This is a genomic window from Streptomyces sp. CB02056 (assembly GCF_001905545.1).
Taxonomy (GTDB): Bacteria; Actinomycetota; Actinomycetes; order Streptomycetales; family Streptomycetaceae; genus Kitasatospora.
On sequence record NZ_LIPD01000002.1, the window covers coordinates 731662 to 751503 of the forward strand.

General features: G+C 72.4%; 16 protein-coding genes. 10 read left to right on the plus strand and 6 right to left on the minus strand.

What is annotated here, in order from left to right; translation table 11 throughout:
• Positions 1–54: 54 nt before the first annotated feature.
• Positions 55–759 carry a murein hydrolase activator EnvC family protein gene (locus AMK13_RS45780; RefSeq protein ID WP_079271911.1) on the minus strand — a complete coding sequence of 235 codons (705 nt, stop codon included), beginning with the start codon at positions 757–759 and terminating at the stop codon, positions 55–57.
• Positions 760–1424: 665 nt separating this feature from the next.
• Here AMK13_RS45780 and rpsB point away from each other — a divergent pair.
• The 6 genes from rpsB (at position 1425) to rlmN (ending at position 7646) form a co-directional block, all read left to right on the plus strand.
• Positions 1425–2303: a 30S ribosomal protein S2 gene (rpsB, locus tag AMK13_RS07225; RefSeq protein ID WP_049657635.1), complete on the plus strand. Its 879-nt coding sequence runs from the start codon at positions 1425–1427 to the stop codon at positions 2301–2303.
• A gap of 129 nt (positions 2304–2432) precedes the next feature.
• A complete protein-coding gene (tsf, locus tag AMK13_RS07230) occupies positions 2433–3272 on the plus strand; it encodes a translation elongation factor Ts (protein WP_074001524.1) in 840 nt (279 codons plus the stop codon).
• A 261-nt stretch (positions 3273–3533) separates the two neighbouring features.
• Positions 3534–4298 (plus strand): UMP kinase, encoded by a 765-nt coding sequence (gene pyrH / locus AMK13_RS07235; protein WP_030056790.1) that lies wholly within the window; start codon positions 3534–3536, stop codon positions 4296–4298.
• A gap of 98 nt (positions 4299–4396) precedes the next feature.
• Positions 4397–4954, plus strand: a complete 558-nt coding sequence (frr, locus tag AMK13_RS07240; RefSeq protein ID WP_049657639.1) for a ribosome recycling factor — start codon at positions 4397–4399, stop codon at positions 4952–4954.
• A gap of 284 nt (positions 4955–5238) precedes the next feature.
• Positions 5239–6462: a phosphatidate cytidylyltransferase gene (locus AMK13_RS07245; RefSeq protein WP_241852777.1), complete on the plus strand. Its 1224-nt coding sequence runs from the start codon at positions 5239–5241 to the stop codon at positions 6460–6462.
• Positions 6463–6545: 83 nt separating this feature from the next.
• Positions 6546–7646 carry a 23S rRNA (adenine(2503)-C(2))-methyltransferase RlmN gene (gene rlmN / locus AMK13_RS07250; RefSeq protein WP_074001525.1) on the plus strand — a complete coding sequence of 367 codons (1101 nt, stop codon included), beginning with the start codon at positions 6546–6548 and terminating at the stop codon, positions 7644–7646.
• 26 nt (positions 7647–7672) lie between these two features.
• Here the strand turns inward: rlmN and AMK13_RS07255 are convergent, their stop codons facing one another.
• The 4 genes from AMK13_RS07255 to AMK13_RS07270 all read right to left on the minus strand — a co-directional run bounded on the left by AMK13_RS07255 (position 7673) and on the right by AMK13_RS07270 (position 11728).
• On the minus strand, positions 7673–8824 hold the full coding sequence (locus AMK13_RS07255; RefSeq protein ID WP_074001526.1) for a hypothetical protein: 1152 nt from the start codon (positions 8822–8824) through the stop codon (positions 7673–7675).
• A 60-nt stretch (positions 8825–8884) separates the two neighbouring features.
• Positions 8885–9640, minus strand: a complete 756-nt coding sequence (locus AMK13_RS07260) for an ABC transporter ATP-binding protein (RefSeq protein ID WP_049651896.1) — start codon at positions 9638–9640, stop codon at positions 8885–8887.
• Between the two features lie 223 nt (positions 9641–9863).
• Positions 9864–11258, minus strand: coding sequence for an aspartate aminotransferase family protein (locus tag AMK13_RS07265; protein ID WP_049651897.1), 1395 nt, complete (start codon positions 11256–11258; stop codon positions 9864–9866).
• Positions 11255–11728: an Lrp/AsnC family transcriptional regulator gene (locus tag AMK13_RS07270; RefSeq protein ID WP_030306695.1), complete on the minus strand. Its 474-nt coding sequence runs from the start codon at positions 11726–11728 to the stop codon at positions 11255–11257. Before AMK13_RS07270 ends, AMK13_RS07265 begins: the two co-directional genes overlap by 4 nt.
• Positions 11729–11978: 250 nt before the next feature.
• Between AMK13_RS07270 and AMK13_RS07275 the strand changes: the two genes are divergently transcribed.
• The 3 genes from AMK13_RS07275 (at position 11979) to AMK13_RS07285 (ending at position 16320) form a co-directional block, all read left to right on the plus strand.
• Positions 11979–13472 carry a gamma-aminobutyraldehyde dehydrogenase gene (locus AMK13_RS07275; protein WP_049651898.1) on the plus strand — a complete coding sequence of 498 codons (1494 nt, stop codon included), beginning with the start codon at positions 11979–11981 and terminating at the stop codon, positions 13470–13472.
• A gap of 219 nt (positions 13473–13691) precedes the next feature.
• The gene (locus AMK13_RS07280) at positions 13692–15050 is read left to right on the plus strand and encodes an aspartate aminotransferase family protein (RefSeq protein WP_049651899.1); all 1359 of its coding nucleotides are present in this window, start codon (positions 13692–13694) and stop codon (positions 15048–15050) included.
• A 67-nt stretch (positions 15051–15117) separates the two neighbouring features.
• Complete coding sequence (locus AMK13_RS07285) at positions 15118–16320, plus strand: polyamine ABC transporter substrate-binding protein (protein ID WP_074001527.1); 1203 nt, start codon at positions 15118–15120, stop codon at positions 16318–16320.
• A 3-nt stretch (positions 16321–16323) separates the two neighbouring features.
• Here the strand turns inward: AMK13_RS07285 and AMK13_RS07290 are convergent, their stop codons facing one another.
• On the minus strand, positions 16324–17976 hold the full coding sequence (locus tag AMK13_RS07290; RefSeq protein WP_074001528.1) for a PucR family transcriptional regulator: 1653 nt from the start codon (positions 17974–17976) through the stop codon (positions 16324–16326).
• Positions 17977–18301: 325 nt separating this feature from the next.
• On the opposite strand from AMK13_RS07290, the gene AMK13_RS07295 reads away from it, so the two are divergent.
• Positions 18302–19813 (plus strand): gamma-aminobutyraldehyde dehydrogenase, encoded by a 1512-nt coding sequence (locus AMK13_RS07295; protein WP_074001529.1) that lies wholly within the window; start codon positions 18302–18304, stop codon positions 19811–19813.
• Positions 19814–19842 lie beyond the last annotated feature (29 nt).

Here is a 19842-nt window from a genome sequence, read left to right on the forward strand (position 1 = left end):
TGCCCTCGGCCCCGGCCCTGGCTCTAACCCGCACCCCACCCCCGGCCCGGCGCCCTACCCGTCCCCGCCGTCCAGCGGCAGCAGCCGGGCCGTGCCCGCGCCGAAGAGGGCCAGCGGGTCGAGGTAGCGGTTTCCGCGCAGCAGCCCCCAGTGCAGGCAGTCGCGCCCGGCGCAGTGCCGCCCGTCCGGAGCGAGCAGTCCGATCGCCTGTCCGGCGGCCACCGGGGTGCCGACCGGGACGGTGCCGGTGACGGGCAGATAGGTGGTCCGGAGCGGGGGAGAGCCCGAGCCCGGGTGGGAGACGGTCACCACCGGCCGTCCCGCCACCGGCCCGGAGAACGTGACCACTCCGGGAGCTGCCGCCCGGACCTCCGCCCCGGGTGCGGCGGCGAGGTCCACCCCCCGGTGCCCGGCGGCCCAGACCTTCGGCGGCGGCTCGAACCGGCCCAGCACCCCGTCCAGGCCACCCACCGGCCAGGCCCGCGCACCACCCCGCCCGGCCTCGCCGCCCGGGCCCGGGACGCCGACCGCACCGACCGCACCGACGGCGCCGAAGCCTCCCCAAGCCCGTGAGGCTCCTGAGACGCCCGAGGCATAGGAAGCCCCCGGCGCCGCGAGCACGACCACGAGCACCACCGCCACCCACAGCGACAGCACCCCGTGAGCCCGCCGACCGGCCCGACCCACCTGGCCCACCTGGCCCACCTGGCCCACCCCGATCACCCCGATCACCCCACCGAACCACCCGCGACCAGTCATGCCCGCAGGCTCGCCCCCGCGCCGCCCCCGCACCACCCACATCCGGATTCCTGTGGACAAACCGCCCCCACGCCCGAGCGCCATCCCCCGGGCGGGTGTACGGGCGCCGCCATCCGGTGTACAAACGGCATACCGGCGACGGACCCGGGGCAGGCGGTCGACCGACCCGCGTCCGCCCCCGCACCCGCCTCCGCGCCCACGCCGAGCTCCACCTCCGACTCCACCCCCGGCCGCCCCGCGCGACCCGCCCCGACCCCGCCGCCGCCCCACGGGAACGCTGCCGCAGCCCCACCGGAACCCGCCCACCCCGGCCGTTCCCCGGGCTCCTCCCAGGTCCTCGGCGGGCCCCCGGCCACGCGTGGAGTCGCCCGCCCCTCGGCGCTTCCCGTACACTTCACACGCGACCCGGTCCGCCGGGTCGACTTCGCACGCCCCGCCACCGGCGGCCGGACGCGGTTCGTCCGCAGCCCCGCCAGGTGCGAGTGCCGCTCGGTCCGCCGAGCCCGACCGGCCCCCGGGCCGGAAGGGTGGTAGCGGCTCGGCACGTTCGGGGCGTCAGGCGTGGCTGTCACCTGGCCGCCACGGACAAACCGAGACTGACCCGGCTGTGGGCTATCGCTGCGACGCAGTGCCGCTGCCGGGCCGTAACACCAAGGAGTACGGCAATGGCCGTCGTCACGATGCGGGAGCTGCTGGAGAGCGGCGTCCACTTCGGTCACCAGACCCGCCGCTGGAACCCGAAGATGAAGCGCTTCATCATCACCGAGCGCAACGGCATCTACATCATCGACCTCCTGCAGTCGCTGAACTACATCGACCGCGCCTTCGAGTTCATCAAGGAGACCGTTGCCCACGGCGGCAGCGTCCTCTTCGTCGGCACGAAGAAGCAGGCCCAGGAGGCCATCGCCGAGCAGGCCACCCGCGTGGGCATGCCCTACGTGAACCAGCGCTGGCTCGGCGGCATGCTGACCAACTTCTCGACCGTCTACAAGCGCCTTCAGCGTCTGAAGGAGCTCGGCGAGCTGGACTTCTCGGACGTGGCCGGCTCCGGTCTCACCAAGAAGGAGCTCCTGGTCCTCCAGCGCGAGCACGACAAGCTGGAGAAGACCCTCGGCGGTATCCGCGACATGCAGCGCGTTCCCAGCGCCGTCTGGATCGTGGACACCAAGAAGGAGCACATCGCGGTCGGCGAGGCCCGGAAGCTCAACATCCCGGTCGTCGCCATCCTCGACACCAACTGTGACCCGGACGAGGTCGACTACAAGATCCCGGGCAACGACGACGCGATCCGCTCCGTCACCCTGCTGACCCGCGTGATCGCCGACGCCGTGGCCGAGGGCCTGAAGTCCCGCGCCGGTGTCGCCAAGGGCGACGCCAAGGCCGAGCCGGGCGCCGACCAGCCGCTGGCCGCCTGGGAGAAGGACCTCATCGAGGGCGAGAAGAAGGCCGAGGAGGCCCCCGCCGAGGCCGCCGCCGAGGCCCCCGCCGCCGAGGAGGCCGCTGTCGAGGCCCCCGCCACCGAGGCGCCGGCCGAGCAGGCCTGACGTACCAAGGGTGAGGGGCACCGGCCGGTACGAAGCCGGCAGGTGCCCCTCTCTCCCGCGCCGGGACCGAACCAGCGGTCCCGGCGCATCCCCACGCAGACACGCGAGACGCGAGAAGAGATTCACACCATGGCGAACTTCACCGCCGCGGACGTCAAGAAGCTCCGTGAGCTCACCGGCGCCGGCATGATGGACTGCAAGAAGGCCCTGGACGAGGCCGAGGGCAACGTCGAGAAGGCCGTCGAGCTCCTGCGCATCAAGGGCCAGAAGGGCGTTGCCAAGCGCGAGGGCCGTGACGCCTCCAACGGCGCCGTCGCCGCGCTCATCGCCGAGGACAAGAAGTCCGGCGTTCTGGTCGAGCTGAACTGCGAGACGGACTTCGTCGCCAAGGGTGACAACTTCGTCCAGGTCGCCGACGCCATCGCCGCCCACGTCGCGAAGACCGCCCCGGCCGACCTGGACGCCGCCCTGGCTTCCGAGATCGAGGCCGGCAAGACCGTCCAGCAGTTCGTCGACGAGGCCAACGCGACCCTGGGCGAGAAGATCGTCTTCCGTCGCTTCGCCCAGTTCGACGGTGACGGCTTCGTCGCGGTCTACCTCCACAAGACCAGCCCCGACCTGCCGCCGGCCGTCGGCGTCCTGGTCGAGCTGGACAAGGAGAACGCCGAGGTCGCCAAGGACGTCGCGCAGCACATCGCCGCCTTCGCGCCGAAGTACCTGTCCCGCGAGGAGATCCCGGCCGAGGAGCTCGAGAACGAGCGCCGCGTCGCCGAGGCCACCGCCCGCGAGGAGGGCAAGCCGGAGGCCGCCCTGTCGAAGATCGTCGAGGGTCGCGTCACGGGCTTCGTGAAGGAGAACTCCGTCCTGGAGCAGGCCTTCGCGAAGGACAACAAGAAGACCGTCGCCAAGGTCCTCGAGGAGAACGGCGTCGCCCTCAAGCGCTTCGCCCGCTTCCGCGTCGGCGCCTGAGCCACGTTCCACCTGGTCCCCGGCCCCCTTACGCTGGGAACCGCCCCCGCCCGCTGACCGGGGCGGGAGGAACGCCGAACGGGCTCACCCCGCGCCTACCGCCAACGGGCGGGCTCGCGTCGGCACCATGAACGACGAGGAGGCCATTGCCGTGCAGGACACCGAACCGGTTCCCGCGGCAGTGGCCTCCTCGCGTGTACGCGCAGGCCGGGCATCCGCACACCCGCGTCTGTGACCAGTAGGTGCAAAAAGGAGAAGTCCATGCAGGAGACGCAGGAGACCGCGCAGGACCCCAAGGCCGGCTCGCGCCGCCGGGTGCTGCTCAAGCTGTCCGGTGAAGCCTTCGCCGGTGGTGGCGGGCTCGGCGTCGACCCGGACGTCGTGCACGCGATCGCCCGGGAGATCGCCACCGTCGTCCGTGCCGGTACCGAGGTCGCGGTGGTCATCGGCGGCGGCAACTTCTTCCGGGGCGCCGAGCTCCAGGTCCGCGGCATGGACCGGGCCCGCTCCGACTACATGGGCATGCTCGGCACCGTCATGAACTGCCTGGCGCTGCAGGACTTCCTGGTCAAGGAGGGCATCGAGACCCGGGTCCAGACCGCCATCACCATGGGCCAGGTCGCCGAGCCGTACCTGCCGCTGCGGGCCGTCCGGCACCTGGAGAAGGGCCGTGTGGTGATCTTCGGCGCCGGTATGGGCATGCCGTACTTCTCCACCGACACCACGGCCGTCCAGCGCGCCCTGGAGATCCACGCCGACGTCCTGCTGATGGGCAAGAACGGCGTGGACGGCGTCTACGACTCCGACCCGCGGACCAACCCGGACGCGGTCAAGTTCGACGCGCTGGAGTACTCCGAGGTCATCGCGCGCGACCTCAAGGTCGCCGACCTCACCGCGATCACGCTGTGCAAGGACAACAACCTGCCGATGCTGGTCTTCGAGCTGCTGGCGGAGGGCAATATCGCGCGTGCGGTGAAGAGTGAGAAGATCGGCACACTCATCAGCCAGGATTCTGTCCGGGCCTGAGCAGCAACCAGCCGTACGGGACGGCGGCGGCGCCGTGACCGGCCGCCGCGCCGACACCGGTCGGGACAACAGCAGATGAACCGGACAGGGAGACCACAGTGATCGAAGAGACCCTCCTCGAGGCCGAGGAGAAGATGGAGAAGGCCGTCAGCGTCGCCAAGGACGACCTCGCGGCCATCCGCACCGGCCGCGCGCACCCGGCGATGTTCGCCAAGATCGTCGCGGAGTACTACGGCGCCGTGACGCCGATCAACCAGCTGGCCTCCTTCTCGGTGCCGGAGCCGCGGATGGCGGTCGTCTCGCCGTTCGACAAGACCGCGCTGAAGGCCATCGAGCAGGCGATCCGCGACTCCGACCTGGGCGTCAACCCGTCCAACGACGGCTCGATCATCCGCGTGGTGCTGCCCGAGCTGACCGAGGAGCGCCGCCGGGAGTTCATCAAGATCGCCCGCACCAAGGGCGAGGACGCCAAGGTCTCGATCCGCGCCGTGCGCCGCAAGGCCAAGGACGCGATCGACAAGCTGGTGAAGGACGGCGAGGTCGGCGAGGACGACGGCCGCCGCGGCGAGAAGGAGCTCGACGACACCACGGCCAAGTACGTGGCCCAGGTCGACGAGCTGCTGAAGCACAAGGAAGCCGAGCTGCTCGAGGTCTGATGAACGACGCCCCTGACGCCCCCGGCTACTGGGGCCCGTCCGACCAGCAGTTCCAGCCCTACCGCCCGGCGCCGCACCCGCAGGCCGCCCCTGTCCCGGCTCACCCGGCGCCGGGGTACGGCGCGCGGCCCGCGGCGCCGGCCCCGGGGCATCCCGGTCACCCGGGCGGCCACGCCGTGCCCCCGGGCACGCCGGGCGTCCCCCCGGGAGCGCCGGGCCTCCGTTCGGATCAGCCGCAGCAGCCTCCGGTGTACTGGGGCGGCGACGCGGAGGAGACTCAGGTCATGCCTCCCGTACCGGCCGAGCCCGGCCCGCCGCCCGGCACGCCCGACCACGGTCGGTCGGCCGGCCGCGGTCGGCCCGCGGCCCACGGGCGGCCCGCCGGCGGCGGCCCGGCCGACCCCGCCGAGGGGCAGGCCCGGGGGGCCGGTCGGCTGAGCGGCCCGCTGTTCCGGGACGAACAGCCCGAGCCGGCGCCGCCGGGCGTCACGGAGACGGTCGTGCTGCGCGCGATATCCGACGACGCCGCCCCCGCCCCCGGTCACGGCACCCCGCCGCACCCGGGGGCACCGGTGCATCCCGCGCCGCCGGCGAACCACCTGGCGGCCGGGCAGCCCCGCTTCGTGCCGTCGTCCCTCCCAGGGCAGGAGACACCCGTGGCCGCCCAGCCCGCTCCGCAGCCGCAGCCGCGCAAGCAGCGCGGTGGCCGTAACCTCCAGGCCGCCATAGGCGTGGGCGTCGGCCTCGGTGCGGTGATCATCGCCTCGCTGTTCGTGGTGAAGGCGCTGTTCCTGGTCGTCGTGATGGCCGCGGTCGCGGTCGGCGTCTGGGAGCTGACCAGCCGGCTCGCCGAGCGCAAGCAGATCAAGGCGCCGCTGGTCCCGCTGGTCGTGGGCGGCATCGCGATGGTCGCCACCGGCTACTGGTCCGGCATCCAGTGGGCCGCCGCCTCGCTCGCGCTGACCGGGCTGGCGGTGATGGTCTGGCGGATGGCCGAGCCGCCGGAGGACTACCTGCGGGACATAACGGCAGGCGTGTTCACGGCCTTCTACGTGCCGTTCCTGGCCACCTTCGTGGCGATGATGCTGGCGGCCGACGACGGCCCCCAGCGGATCGTGCTCTTCCTGATCGTGACGATCTGCAGTGACACCGGCGCCTACGCGGTGGGCTACAAGTTCGGGAAGACCAAGCTGGCGCCGACGATCAGCCCGGGCAAGACCCGCGAGGGCCTGGCCGGCGGCATCGGCCTGTCGATGCTGGCGGGCGCGCTGCTGATGGAGCTGATCATCGACGGCGGCAGCTGGTGGCAGGGCCTGATCCTGGGCGGCTGCGCGGCGGTCACCGCGACCCTGGGCGACCTGGGCGAGTCGATGATCAAGCGCGACCTCGGGATCAAGGACATGGGCACGCTGCTGCCCGGCCACGGCGGCATCATGGACCGGCTGGACTCGCTCCTGCCGACCGCCCCGGTGGTCTGGCTGCTGCTGGCGGCCTTCGTCGGCAGCTGACCCGCCCGGGCGGGACGTACGAGGTGAGGGCCCCGGACGCCTGGCGTCCGGGGCCCTCGCGCGTCTGCGACACTGGAACAACCATGCCTAAGCCCGGAGAACTCACCTTTGTCGCGCCGCGCGGCGCCAAGCCCCCGCGACACCTCGCCGACCTGAGCCCCGCCGAGCGCAAGGAGGCCGTCGCCGAGCTGGGCGAGCAGCCGTTCCGCGCCAAGCAGCTCTCCAACCACTACTTCGGCCGGATGTCGAACGACCCGGCGAGCTGGACGGACATCCCCGCCGCCAGCCGGGAGAAGCTCACCGGGAGCCTGCTGCCCGAGCTGATGTCGGTGGTCCGGCACGTCTCCTGCGACGACGACGCCACCCGCAAGACGCTCTGGAAGCTGTTCGACGGCACGCTCGTGGAATCCGTGCTGATGCGCTACCCGGACCGGGTCACCATGTGCATCAGCTCGCAGGCCGGCTGCGGCATGAACTGCCCGTTCTGCGCCACCGGCCAGGCCGGTCTGACCCGCAACCTGTCCACCGGCGAGATCGTCGAGCAGATCGCCTCCGGGATGCGCGCGCTCAAGGCGGGGGAGATCCCCGGCGGCGAGGCGCGGCTGTCCAACGTGGTCTTCATGGGCATGGGCGAGCCGCTGGCCAACTACAACCGGGTGCTGGCCGCGATCCGCCGGCTGACCGACCCGGCCCCGGACGGCTTCGGCCTGTCCCAGCGCGGCATCACGGTCTCCACCGTCGGCCTCGTTCCGGCGATGAACCGGTTCGCCGACGAGGGCCTCAGCTGCCGTCTGGCGCTGTCGCTGCACGCCCCGGACGACGAGCTGCGCGACGAGCTGGTCCCGGTGAACACCCGGTGGAAGGTCGCCGAGGTGCTGGACGCGGCCTGGAACTACGCGGAGAAGTCCGGCCGCCGGATCTCCATCGAGTACGCGCTGATCAAGGACATCAACGACCAGGCCTGGCGGGCCGACCTGCTCGGCCGGCTGATCAAGAACCACCGGGTGCACGTCAACCTGATCCCGCTGAACCCGACCCCGGGTTCCAAGTGGACGGCCTCCCGGCCTGAGGACGAGCGCGAGTTCGTCCGCCGCCTCCAGTCGCACGGCGTGCCGACGACCGTCCGCGACACCCGCGGCCAGGAGATCGACGGCGCCTGCGGCCAGCTCGCCGCGGCGGGCTAGGACGGGCGCCAGGCGCGTGGCGCGGGTCAGCGCAGGCCGGCGGCCGCCAGTGCGGCGGTCGCCCCGCCGGTCAGCAGCAGCGTGCTGCCCACCGCGAGGGTGCGCAGCGCGACCGCGCCGAACAGCAGCCGGGGCGAGGTGCCGAGGCGCAGCAGCGCGTCGGTGACCTCCCGGCGGTCGGTGCGGACCTCGGCGAGCCGGGTGACCACCGCGGCGGCCGCGCAGCCGAGCACCAGGCAGGCCTCGACCGCGGGCAGCGCGTCGGCGCTGTCGGGCGTGCCGATCCAGTAGCGGACGGTGGTGAGCACCAGCGCGACGGCGAGGGTGAGCACGGCCAGCGGTGCGCCGAGCCGGCGGGCCTGGGCGGTGAGCCCGCGCCCGGCCAGCAGCCGCAGCGGGGTGGGCCGTCCGACGGCGAGCAGCCGCCCGGCCCAGCCCAGCAGCGGGCCGGTGAGCAGGGCGAGGCCGAGCGCGCTGGCGGCCCAGCCGCCGAGGGCGGCGGTGCTGGTGCTGCCGAGCCCGGCGGGCAGGTGGATCGGGCGGCCGTCGGCGGCGGCGCCGGGGCGCAGGGCGATGAGTTCGAGCGCGGCGCCGATGACGCCCAGTCCGGTCGCCAGGGCGATCCGCCAGACACCGAAGCCGGTCGGGGCCTGGGTGCGGCCGCCGGGCAGGGTCTCGGTGACGGGCACCGCGCAGGCGGCGGCGGTGCCGGCGGTGAGCGGGACCAGGGCGAGCAGGGCGACCGGTGCGGCGGCCGGCAGCGGCACGCCCATGCCGAGGTCGGGGGCGAGCCCGGGCCCGGCGACGTCGTTGCGCAGCACCAGGAAGGCCAGCAGGGTCAGCACGCTGCCGAGGGTGGAGGCGAGCGCGACCTCGCCGGCGATCAGCGTCCGGATCCGGTGGGAGCCGGCCCCGGCGGCGGTGAGGCCGGCGATCCGCTCGGGCCGCCGGGCGGGCACCGCGCGGGCGGCGACGGCCGCGAACCAGGCGACGGCGGCGAGCGGGGGCAGGCACCAGAGCAGCCGGGCCAGCGGGCCGGCGCCGCCGGCCGGGTCGCTCATCGCCCGGCCGAGGGAGCGCAGCAGGAAGGCGGCGACCACGGCGGCGGCCAGCGCGGTGAGCAGCCAGCGGCCGAGGTCGGGCACCCGGTAGCCCCGGGCCAGACGGAGATAGAACACGTCGACTCTTTCAGCGGCTCGGCGGCGTTCGGTGGCTCGGCGTTCGGTGGCCCGGTGCCGTCAGCGGCGGGTGGCCGTGACGGCGGGCGCCCCGTTGGCCCCGGGGGCGGTGGTGCCGCGGGGGACGGGGGCGACGGGGGCGGTGAGCCGTCCGTCGACGAGGGCGACGGCGCGGTCCGCGAACCGGACGAGTTCGGCGTCGTGGGTGGCCAGGACGAGGGTGAGCTGGTGGGACCGGGCCGCGCTGGTCAGTATCCGCATGACCTGGTCGGCGGCCTCGCGGTGCAGCGGGGCGGTGGGGTCGTCGGCGAAGACCACGGGCGGCAGCGGGGCCAGGGCGCGGGCGACGGCGACCCGCTGGCGCCGGCTCTGGACGAGCCGCTCGGGGCGCAGCCGGGCGCAGTCGCCGACGTCGAGGCGTTCCAGCCACTCGTCGGCGGCGGTGTAGGCGGCCTTGTTGCCGGCCCCGGCGAGCAGCAGCGGCAGGGCGACGTTCTCCCGGGCGGTCAGTTCGGGCACCAGGTGGGGCTCCGAGCCGACGAAGCCGAAGCGGTCGCGGCGTAGCCGTTCGCGGCCGGCTCGGGCGAGGGTGTGCACGGGGGCGCTGTTGAACCAGACCTCGCCCTCGTCGACCGGGAGCTGCGCGGAGAGGCAGCCGAGCAGGGTGCTCTTGCCGGAGCCGCGCGGGCCGGTGACGGCGAGCACCTCGCCCTCGCGGACGCCGATCGAGATGCCGCGCAGGGCGGGGGTGCCGTCATGGGACTTGACGATCCCTCGGGCCCACAGCACGTCGTTGTCAGGCGGTGCCGCTGACATGAGGATCCATCCTGGGTGGCCGCAGGGATATGACAGTCGTCAGATTAGAACGAGGGGGCCGGGTCGCGGTTGCGGCGCACTGGTCCATCACGGGCAAATCACCCGCATTCAGGCATGTTTGGTCGTACGACTGTGATGTTGAGCGGACCGGGGACGCCGAAGGGCGGCCCCGCGGGGAGCGGGGCCGCCCTTCGGCGGAGGGTGGGGAAGAAGGCTCAGGGGATCAGATCTTCGCCCACGCGTCGGTGAGGCTGGTCCGCAGGATCTGCTCGATCTCGTCGAAGGTCGACTGGTCGGAGATCAGCGGCGGGGCCAGCTGGATGACCGGGTCGCCACGGTCGTCGGCGCGGCAGTACAGGCCGTTGTCGAAGAGGGCCTTCGACAGGAAGCCGTAGAGGACGCGCTCGACCTCCTCGTCGTTGAACGACTCCTTGGTGACCTTGTCCTTCACGAGCTCGATGCCGTAGAAGTACCCGTTGCCGCGGACGTCGCCGACGATCGGCAGGTCGCGCAGCTTGTCCAGGGTGCCCAGGAACGCCGACTCGTTGTCGAGCACGTGCTGGTTCAGGCCCTCGCGCTCGAAGATGTCGAGGTTGGCCAGCGCCACCGCGGAGGAGACCGGGTGGCCACCGAAGGTGTAGCCGTGCAGGAAGGTGTTGTCACCCTTGTAGAACGGCTCGGCGAGGCGGTCCGAGATGATCGTGGCGCCGATCGGGGAGTAGCCCGAGGTCATGCCCTTGGCACAGGTGATCATGTCGGGCTGGTAGCCGAACTTGTCGGCGCCGAACATGGTGCCCAGGCGGCCGAAGGCGCAGATGACCTCGTCCGAGACCAGCAGCACGTCGTGGCGGTCGCAGATCTCGCGCAGGCGCTGGAAGTACCCGGGCGGCGGCGGGAAGCAGCCACCGGCGTTCTGCACCGGCTCGACGAAGACGGCGGCGACGGTCTCGGCGCCCTCGTTGAGGATGGCCACCTCGATCTCGTCGGCGCACCAGCGGCCGTAGGCCTCGGGGTCGACCGTGCCGTCGGGGCCCTCGAGGAAGGCCGGGGCGCGGTAGATGTTGGTGTTGGGCGCCTTGTGGGTGCCCGGGACCAGCGGCTCGAACGGGGCCTTCAGGCCCGGCAGACCGGTGATCGACAGGGCGCCCTGCGGGGTGCCGTGGTAGGCGACGGCGCGCGAGATGACCTTGTACTTGGTCGGCTTGCCGGTCAGCTTGAAGTACTGCTTGGCGAGCTTCCAGGCGGTCTCGACGGCCTCGCCGCCACCGGTGGAGAAGAAGACCTTGTTCAGGTCGCCCGGGGCGTAGTTGGCCAGGCGCTCGGCCAGCTCGACGGCCTTCGGGTGGGCGTAGCTCCACACCGGGAAGAAGGCGAGCTCCTTGGCCTGCTTGGCGGCGGCCTCGGCGAGCTCCTCACGGCCGTGGCCGGCCTGGACGACGAACAGGCCGGCGAGGCCGTCGAGGTACTTGCGTCCCTTGTCGTCCCAGACGTAGGTGCCCTCGCCCTTGACGATCGTCGGCACGGGGGAGTTCTCGTACGACGACATGCGGGTGAAGTGCATCCACAGGTGGTCGTAGGCGGTCTTGGAAAGGTCCTTCTGCGCCGGGTCGGCTGTCATCGGGTGCCCCAGGTGTAGGTCTGTTTCCGGAGCTTCAGGTAAACGAAGCTCTCGGTGCTCCGCACGCCGGGAAGCGCGCGGATGCGCTTGTTGATCATTTCGAGCAGGTGCTCGTCGTCCTCGCAGACCAGTTCGGCCAGGAGGTCGAACGAGCCTGCGGTGCAGACGACGTAGTCGACCTCGTCGAGGGCGGCCAACGCGTCGGCGACGGGTTCGATGTCGCCCTCGACCCGGATGCCGACCATCGCCTGGCGGGTGAAGCCGACGGTGAGCGGGTCCGTGACGGCGACGATCTGCATCACGCCCTGGTCGAGCAGCTTCTGGACGCGCTGCCGCACGGCCGCCTCGGACAGGCCGACGGCCTTGCCGATGGCGGCGTACGGGCGGCGCCCGTCCTCCTGGAGCTGCTCGATGATCGCCTTGGAGGCGGCGTCGAGGGGAACGCTGGCGTTCCGGTCGCGGTTGGCCACGCGGCCACTGTGCCTGATCGTTCGCGCGTTCGCAAGCGTGGAAACTGCTGATTTCGTCGTGATCTTGGAAAACGTATGCGGATTTCATTGCTGGATCGCACTCCGCCTGTCGATACCAGCAGTCGTGCGGCTACCCTGGCACCGTACGCGCGCGCCCCCGAGGGCCGGTGCGCGTACCGCCACCAGTGGACCGCGCCGCTCCGGGTGCGGCCACTCGGGACCCTTCGTACGCCGGACCCGCCGACGTACCATGGCGCCGGAATCTGCAACGCCGCAGGCCCAGACCGAGGAGAGATCCGTGAGCGACCTTCGCACGCTGCGCAACTACATCAACGGTGAGTTCGTCGACGCGGTCGACGGCCGCACGCTCGACATCGTCGACCCGACCACCGGCGAGGTCTACGCGACGTCGCCGCTGTCCGGTGCCGCTGACGTGGACGCCGCCATGGCCTCGGCCGCCGCCGCGTTCCCGATCTGGCGCGACTCCACCCCGAGCACCCGGCAGAAGCTGCTGCTCAAGATCGCCGACGCGGTCGAGGCCCGCGCCGACGAGATCGTCGACACCGAGGTGCGCAACACCGGCAAGCCCCGCGCGCTGACCCTCTCCGAGGAGATCGGCCCGATGGTGGACCAGATCCGGTTCTTCGCCGGTGCGGCCCGCATGCTGGAGGGCAAGGCCGCCGGTGAGTACATGGACGGGATGACCTCGATCATCCGCCGCGAGCCGGTCGGCGTCTGCGCCCAGGTCGCGCCGTGGAACTACCCGATGATGATGGCCGTCTGGAAGTTCGCCCCGGCCATCGCCGCGGGCAACGCCGTCGTGCTGAAGCCCTCCGACACCACCCCGGCCTCCACCGTGCTGCTGGCCGAGATCATCGGCGGCGTGCTCAAGGAGCTGGAGCTGCCGGCCGGCGTCTTCAACGTCATCTGCGGCGACCGCGAGACCGGCAAGCTGATGGTCGAGCACAAGACCCCGGCGATGGCCTCCATCACCGGCTCGGTGCGCGCCGGCATCTCGGTCGCCGAGTCCGCCTCCAAGGACGTCAAGCGCGTCCACCTGGAGCTGGGCGGCAAGGCCCCGGTCGTGGTCTTCGAGGACGCCGACATCGCCGAGGCCGTCGAGGGCATCTCGGTGGCGGGCTACTTCAACGCCGGCCAGGACTGTACGGCCGCCACCCGCGTGCTGGTCCACGAGTCGATCCACGACGCCTTCGTCGAGGCGCTGGCCAAGGCCGCGGCCGAGACCAAGACCGGCGGGGTGGACGACGAGGACGTGCTGTACGGCCCGCTGAACAACGCCAACCAGCTGAAGCAGGTCTCCGGCTTCATCGAGCGGCTGCCCGCCCACGCCAAGGTCGAGGCCGGTGGCCACCGGGTCGGCGACAAGGGGTACTTCTACGCCCCGACCGTCGTCTCCGGCCTGAACCAGGACGACGAGATCATCCAGAACGAGGTCTTCGGCCCGGTCATCACCGTGCAGAAGTTCACCGACGAGGACCAGGCCGTCGAGTACGCCAACGGCGTCGAGTTCGCGCTGGCCTCCTCGGTGTGGACCAAGGACCACGCCCGCGCCATGCGGATGTCGCGCCGCCTGGACTTCGGCTGCGTCTGGATCAACACCCACATCCCGCTGGTCGCCGAGATGCCGCACGGCGGCTTCAAGAAGTCCGGCTACGGCAAGGACCTGTCGGCGTACGGCTTCGAGGACTACACCCGGGTGAAGCACGTCATGACCGCGATCTGAGCGGGTCGTGACCGTTGGACGAGGTATGACCGCGATCTGAGCGGGTCGTGACCGTCGGACGCCGTATGACCGCGATCTGATTCAGGTCGTATGAACCGACCATGGGCCCGGGTCTTCTCGACCCGGGTCCTGTGTCTTTGCACCCTGTCGACGGTTGGCGCGACCGGCTGACAGGATGGAACTGCCCTTCGGGGACGGGCCCGCCCTAGCCTTACCGACATGAGCATTCCCACCGCTGACTCAGCCGCCGGCCAGGCCGTCAAGGCCGTCGACCGCGCGCACGTCTTCCACTCGTGGTCCGCCCAGGCGCTGATCGACCCCCTCGCGGTGGCCGGCGCCGAGGGCTCGTACTTCTGGGACTACGACGGCAACCGCTACCTAGACTTCTCCTCGCAGCTGGTCAACACCAACATCGGCCACCAGCACCCGAAGGTGGTCGCCGCGATCCAGGAGCAGGCGGCGAAGCTCTGCACCATCGCCCCCGGCTTCGCGGTCGAGGCGCGCAGCGAGGCCGCCCGGCTGATCGCCGAGCGCACCCCCGGCGACCTGGACAAGATCTTCTTCACCAACGGCGGCGCCGAGGCCAACGAGAACGCCATCCGGCTGGCCCGGCTGCACACCGGCCGGCAGAAGGTGCTGTCCACCTACCGCTCGTACCACGGCGCCACCGCCAACGCGATCGCCCTCACCGGCGACCCGCGGCGCTGGCCCAACGAGAGCGGCGTCTCCGGCGTGGTGCACTTCTGGGGGCCGTACGCCTACCGCTCCAACTTCCACGCCGAGAACGAGGCGCAGGAGTGCGAGCGCGCGCTGGAGCACCTGGAGCAGGTGATCGCGTTCGAGGGGCCCGGCACCGTCGCGGCGATCATCCTGGAGACCGTGGTCGGCACCGCGGGCATCCTGGTCCCGCCGGCCGGCTACCTGGCCGGGGTGCGGGAGATCTGCGACCGCTACGGGATCGTGTTCATCCTGGACGAGGTGATGGCCGGCTTCGGCCGCACCGGCGAGTGGTTCGCCGCCGACCACTGGGGCGTCACCCCGGACCTGCTCACCTTCGCCAAGGGCGTCAACTCGGGCTACGTGCCGCTGGGCGGCGTGGCGATCAGCGCCGAGATCGCGGCCACCTTCGCCGAGCGACCCTTCCCCGGCGGGCTCACCTACTCCGGCCACCCGCTGGCCTGCGCCTCCGCGGTGGCGACCATCACCACCATGGCGGAGGAGGGCATCGTCGAGAACGCCAAGCACATCGGCGAGACGGTGCTCGGCCCCGGCCTGCGCGAGCTGGCCGAGCGGCACCCGTCGATCGGCGAGGTCCGCGGCCTCGGCGTGTTCTGGGCGCTGGACCTGGTGAAGAGCCGGGAGACCCGCGAGCCGCTGGTGCCCTACAACGCGGCCGGCGCCGCCAACGCGCCGATGGGCGAGCTGGCCGCGGCCTGCAAGCAGCGCGGGCTCTGGCCGTTCGTCAACATGAACCGCTTCCACGTCGTCCCGCCGTGCACCGTCACCGAGGAGGAGGCCAAGACCGGCCTCGCGGTCCTGGACGAGGTGCTGTCGCTCACCGACGCGCACACTGTCTGACGTACCAACCAGGACGGCCCCGAGCACCCGCGTGCCCGGGGCCGTCCCACGCTCCGGAAGGCCGCTCATGCCCAGCAGCTCCACCCTGACCCGCCGTCCTCCCGCCTCCAGCCCCGTCCGCCGGCGTTCCGTGCTCGGCGGGGCCGCGCTGCTCGGCGCCGGCGTGCTGACCGGTTGCGGCATCCCGGCCGCGTACGTGGCCGAGGACCGCCGCTCGGCGCCGGACCGTTCGGAGGACGACAAGCGGCTCGTCTTCTCCAACTGGACGCAGTACATCGACACCGACGACGCGGGCGGGCGCCCCACCCTGGACGCCTTCAGCGAGAAGACCGGGATCGCGGTCGGCTACACCGAGGACATCAACGACAACGACGAGTTCTTCGGCAAGATCAGCCCGGTGCTCACCCAGGGCGCCGCCCCCGGCCGGGACCTGATGGTGATCAGCGACTGGATGGCCGGGCGGTACGTCTCGCTGGGCTGGGTGCAGGCGATGGACCGGGCCAACCTGCCCAACGTCACGGCCAACCTGGACCCGCAGCTGGCCGACCCGGCCTTCGACCCCGGGCGCCGGCGCAGCGTGCCGTGGCAGTCCGGGATCACCGGCATCGCCTACAACCGCAAGGCGCTCGGCCGGGAGATCAGGTCCACCGCCGACCTGTGGGCGCCCGACCTCAAGGGCCGGGTCACGCTGTTCGCCGGGCTGGACGAGGCGCTCGGGCTGCTGATGCTCTCCCAGGGCGCGGACATCGCGAAGTTCACCGACGACGACGCGCGCCGGGCGATGGACCTGGTGCAGAAGACGGTGGACAGCGGCCACGTCCGGCGCTTCACCGGCAACGACTACACCAGCGACCTCGCCTCCGGTGCGGCGCTCGCCTGCCAGGCCTACTCCGGCGACGCCGTCCAGCTCACCGCCGAGAACCCGGACATCGAGTTCGTGGTGCCGGAGGAGGGCGGCGAGCTGTGGGCGGAGAGCCTGATGATCCCCAACCGGGCCGCCCACAAGCGCAACGCCGAGCTGCTGATCGACTACTACTACCAGCCCGAGGTGGCCGCCGAACTCGCCGCGTTCGTCCAGTACATCTGCCCGGTGCCGGCCGCCCGCGAGGTGCTGGCGGCCAGCGGCGACAAGGAGAAGGCCGAACTCGCCGAGAACCCGCTGGTGTTCCCGACCGACGGGATGCGCGCCCGGCTGCACACCATGCGCGACGTCACCTCGGCCGAGCGGCCCGAGCTGCACAAGGTCTGGGGGCGCATCACCGGGGTGTGACCGCTACCGCCGGACGGCGTCCAGGGCGAGCAGTGCCACGTGCAGGGAGAGGCAGGACTCCACCTGGTCGAGGTCGACGCCGAGGATCCGCTCGACCTTGTGCAACCGGTCGTAGAAGGACGGCCGGGACAGGTGCGCGGCGTCCGCCGCGGCCGACTTGTTCCGGCCCTGCTCCAGGTAGATCCGCAGCATCTGCACCAACTGGCCGTTGTGCTCGGCGTCATGGGCCAGCAGCGGGCCCAACTCCCGTTCCACGTACGTCTGCAGCCGGGCGTCGTCGCGCAGCAGGTGGAGCAGGCCGCGCAGCCGGACGTCCGGCAGGCGGTAGTAGGAGGAGCTGCGGCCGCCGGGCGCGTCGTGCAGGGCGGCGTCGGCGACCTGGGTGGCCTCCAGCAGGGTGCGCCGGGCGTCGCGCACCGAGCCGACCGAGGAGCCGACCGCGACCACCGGGCCCGCCGGGTCGCCGCCCTCCCGTCCGGCCTCGGCGGACATCCGGCGCAGCGCGGCGGAGAGGGCGTCCAGCGAGGCGTGCTCGTCCTGCTGGGTGCCGAGCGTGATCAGCAGCCCGACGGCCTCGTCGTCCAGCGCGCCGACCAGGGCGGTCAGCCGGCAGGCCCGGACGGCGCCGGCGGCCAGCTCGGTGAAGTCGCGCAGCCGGGCCTGCGCCTCCAGCGCGGCCGGGATCGGGCCGCGCCGCTGCCGCAGCACCACGCCGACCAGCCGGCGGCCCTCCAGCGGGATGCCGAGGGCCTGGGCGCGCAGCGCCGCCTCGGAGACGGTCAGCGCGTGGGTGAGGATGCCGGACAGCAGGGTGCGGTGGGTCTGCCGCTCCAGGCTCTCCCGGTCGCGCACCACCAGCCGGTTGAGCGCCAGCGCGGAGGCGCCGCGCTCCAGCAGCATGGTGTGCGGGTGGGCCTCGCCCTCGGGCAGCGGGCCGGGCTCCTGCACCAGCACCAGCCGGCCCCAGTCCTGGCCGCGGGCTCCGACGGTGGTGACCAGCCAGCCGCTGCGCGGGTCGTGGCCGGTGCGTCCGGCCGGACGGACGCCGCGCGAGCGGCGCTCCCAGTCCTCCAGCACCTCGGCCTCCGGGCGTCCGGCGGCGTCGTGGGCGAGGACCTGGTGGGCCAGGTTCTCCAGGACGACCGGGGCGCCGGCCATCCGGGACACCTGGCGGATCACCTCGGGCGGCTCGGCGCCCTCCACCACCAGCTCGTTGAAGACCTGGTGGACCGACTCGGAGATCCGCAGCTGCTCCAGCTGGGAGTTGACCACCAGGGCGTGCACGGCCTCGGTGACGGCGACGAAGCGCAGCTCGCGGCGGAGCGTGATCAGCGGCAGTCCGCGCTGCTCGGCGGCGTTGACCAGGGCGCGGGGGAGCGAGTCGAAGTAGCGCCGCCCGAACTCGACGACCAGGCCGGCCACCCCGACCTCGTCCAGCTCGCGCACGTAGCGGGCCAGGCCCTCGCGGTCCTCGGGCAGGGCGATGCCGGTGGTCAGCACCAGTTCGCCGCCGCGGAGCATCCCGGCGACGTCGGGCAGTTCGCTGACGTGGACCCAGCGGACCGGCCGCTCCAGGTGGTCGGCGCCGGCCACCACCTGGGGCAGGCCGCGCCGCATCACGTCGAGGTCGAGGACTCGGGCGACGGTGGGGAGCATCGCGGGCCTCCGGGGCTGTGGAGAGCGGAGCCGGGGCTCCGGGCGTTCTGGTTTCGGGTGACGCGGTCAGGGTGACGCGGTCGGGGTGTGCAGTCGGGGTGTGCGGTCAGGGTCGTGCAGTCAGGGTGTCAGGTAAATCATCCATCCCCCCGACGACCTGTTGCCCTGCCCGCACCCTTGCACCCTGTAAGGCCCTTCGTGCCGAGGTTGTCGAAGTGACCCTTGTCACCCCAACCCCGCAGCAGGCAAGGTCAGCGGGACCGCAGACCCCCACCGCGGACGCGTGACCCCGCAGCGGTCGAACCACGGCACTTGGAGGAACCAGATGGACCTGACCGACTTCGGCCCGGGCGCGCAGTACATCGCGGGACGCCAGACCAGGGGGAGCGGCGAGCCCTTCCAGGTCGTCAACCCCGCCGACGGCAGCGTGGTCGAGCAGGTCGCGCTGGCCACCGCCGGGGACGTGGACACCGCCGTCGCCGCCGCCAGGGCCGCCCTGCCCGGCTGGTCCTCGGCCACCCCCGGTGCGCGCTCCGAGGCGCTCACCCGGCTGGCCGCCGTGCTGGCCGGGGCGGCCGACGACCTGGCCCGGGTGGAGACCGCGCAGACCGGCAAGCCGGTCAAGCTGGCCACCGAGTTCGACGTGCCCGGCACCGTCGACAACGCCGCCTTCTTCGCCGGCGCCGCCCGCAACCTGGAGGGCAAGGCGGCCGGCGAGTACTCCGGCGACCACACCTCGTACGTGCGGCGCGAGGCGGTCGGCGTGGTCGGCTCGATCTCGCCGTGGAACTACCCGCTGCAGATGGCCGCCTGGAAGATCCTCCCGGCGATCGCCGCGGGCAACACCATCGTGCTCAAGCCGGCCGAGCTGACCCCGCTGACCTCGCTGATGTTCGCCCGGGCCTGCACCGCCGCCGGCATCCCGGACGGCGTGGTCAACGTGGTCACCGGCGCCGGGCGCACCGCGGGCGAGCACCTGGTCGGGCACCCGGACGTCGCGATGGTCTCCTTCACCGGCTCCACCGGCGTCGGCAAGCGGGTCGCCGAGATCGCCACCGCGGGCGTCAAGCGCACCCACCTGGAGCTCGGCGGCAAGGCCCCGTTCGTGGTCTTCGACGACGCCGACCTGGACGCCGCGGTGCACGGAGCGGTCGCGGCCTCGCTGATCAACGGCGGCCAGGACTGCACCGCCGCCACCCGCGCCTACGTCCAGCGCCCGCTGTACGACGCCTTCGTGGCCGGGGTGGCCGAGCTGTACGCGGCGATCCGGATCGGCGACCCGCTGAACCCGCGCACCGACCTCGGCCCGCTGGTCTCGTACGCCCACCGGGACCGGGTGGCCGGCTTCGTGGAGCGCGCCCGCTCGTACGCCACCGTGGTCACCGGCGGCCGGGCCCCGGAGAAGGGCCACGACGGCACCGACCTCACCCGGGGCGCGTACTACCAGCCGACCCTGATCACCGGCGCGGCCCAGGACAGCGAGGTCGTGCAGGGCGAGATCTTCGGCCCGGTGCTGGTGGTGCTGCCCTTCGACGGCGACGACGAGGGCCTGCGGCTGGCCAACGACACCCCGTACGGGCTGGCCGCCTCCGCCTGGACGAGCAACGTGCACCGCTCGCTGCGCGCCACCCGGGAGATCGCGGCCGGCTGCGTCTGGGTCAACGACCACATCCCGATCATCAGCGAGATGCCGCACGGCGGCTACAAGGCGTCCGGCTACGGCAAGGACATGTCCCAGTACTCGCTGGACGAGTACACCCAGGTCAAGCACGTCATGTTCGACACCACCGCGGTGGCCCGCAAGGACTGGCACCGCACCGTCTTCGGAGACAGATAACCCCCGGACCACGCGGGTGCCCCCACACC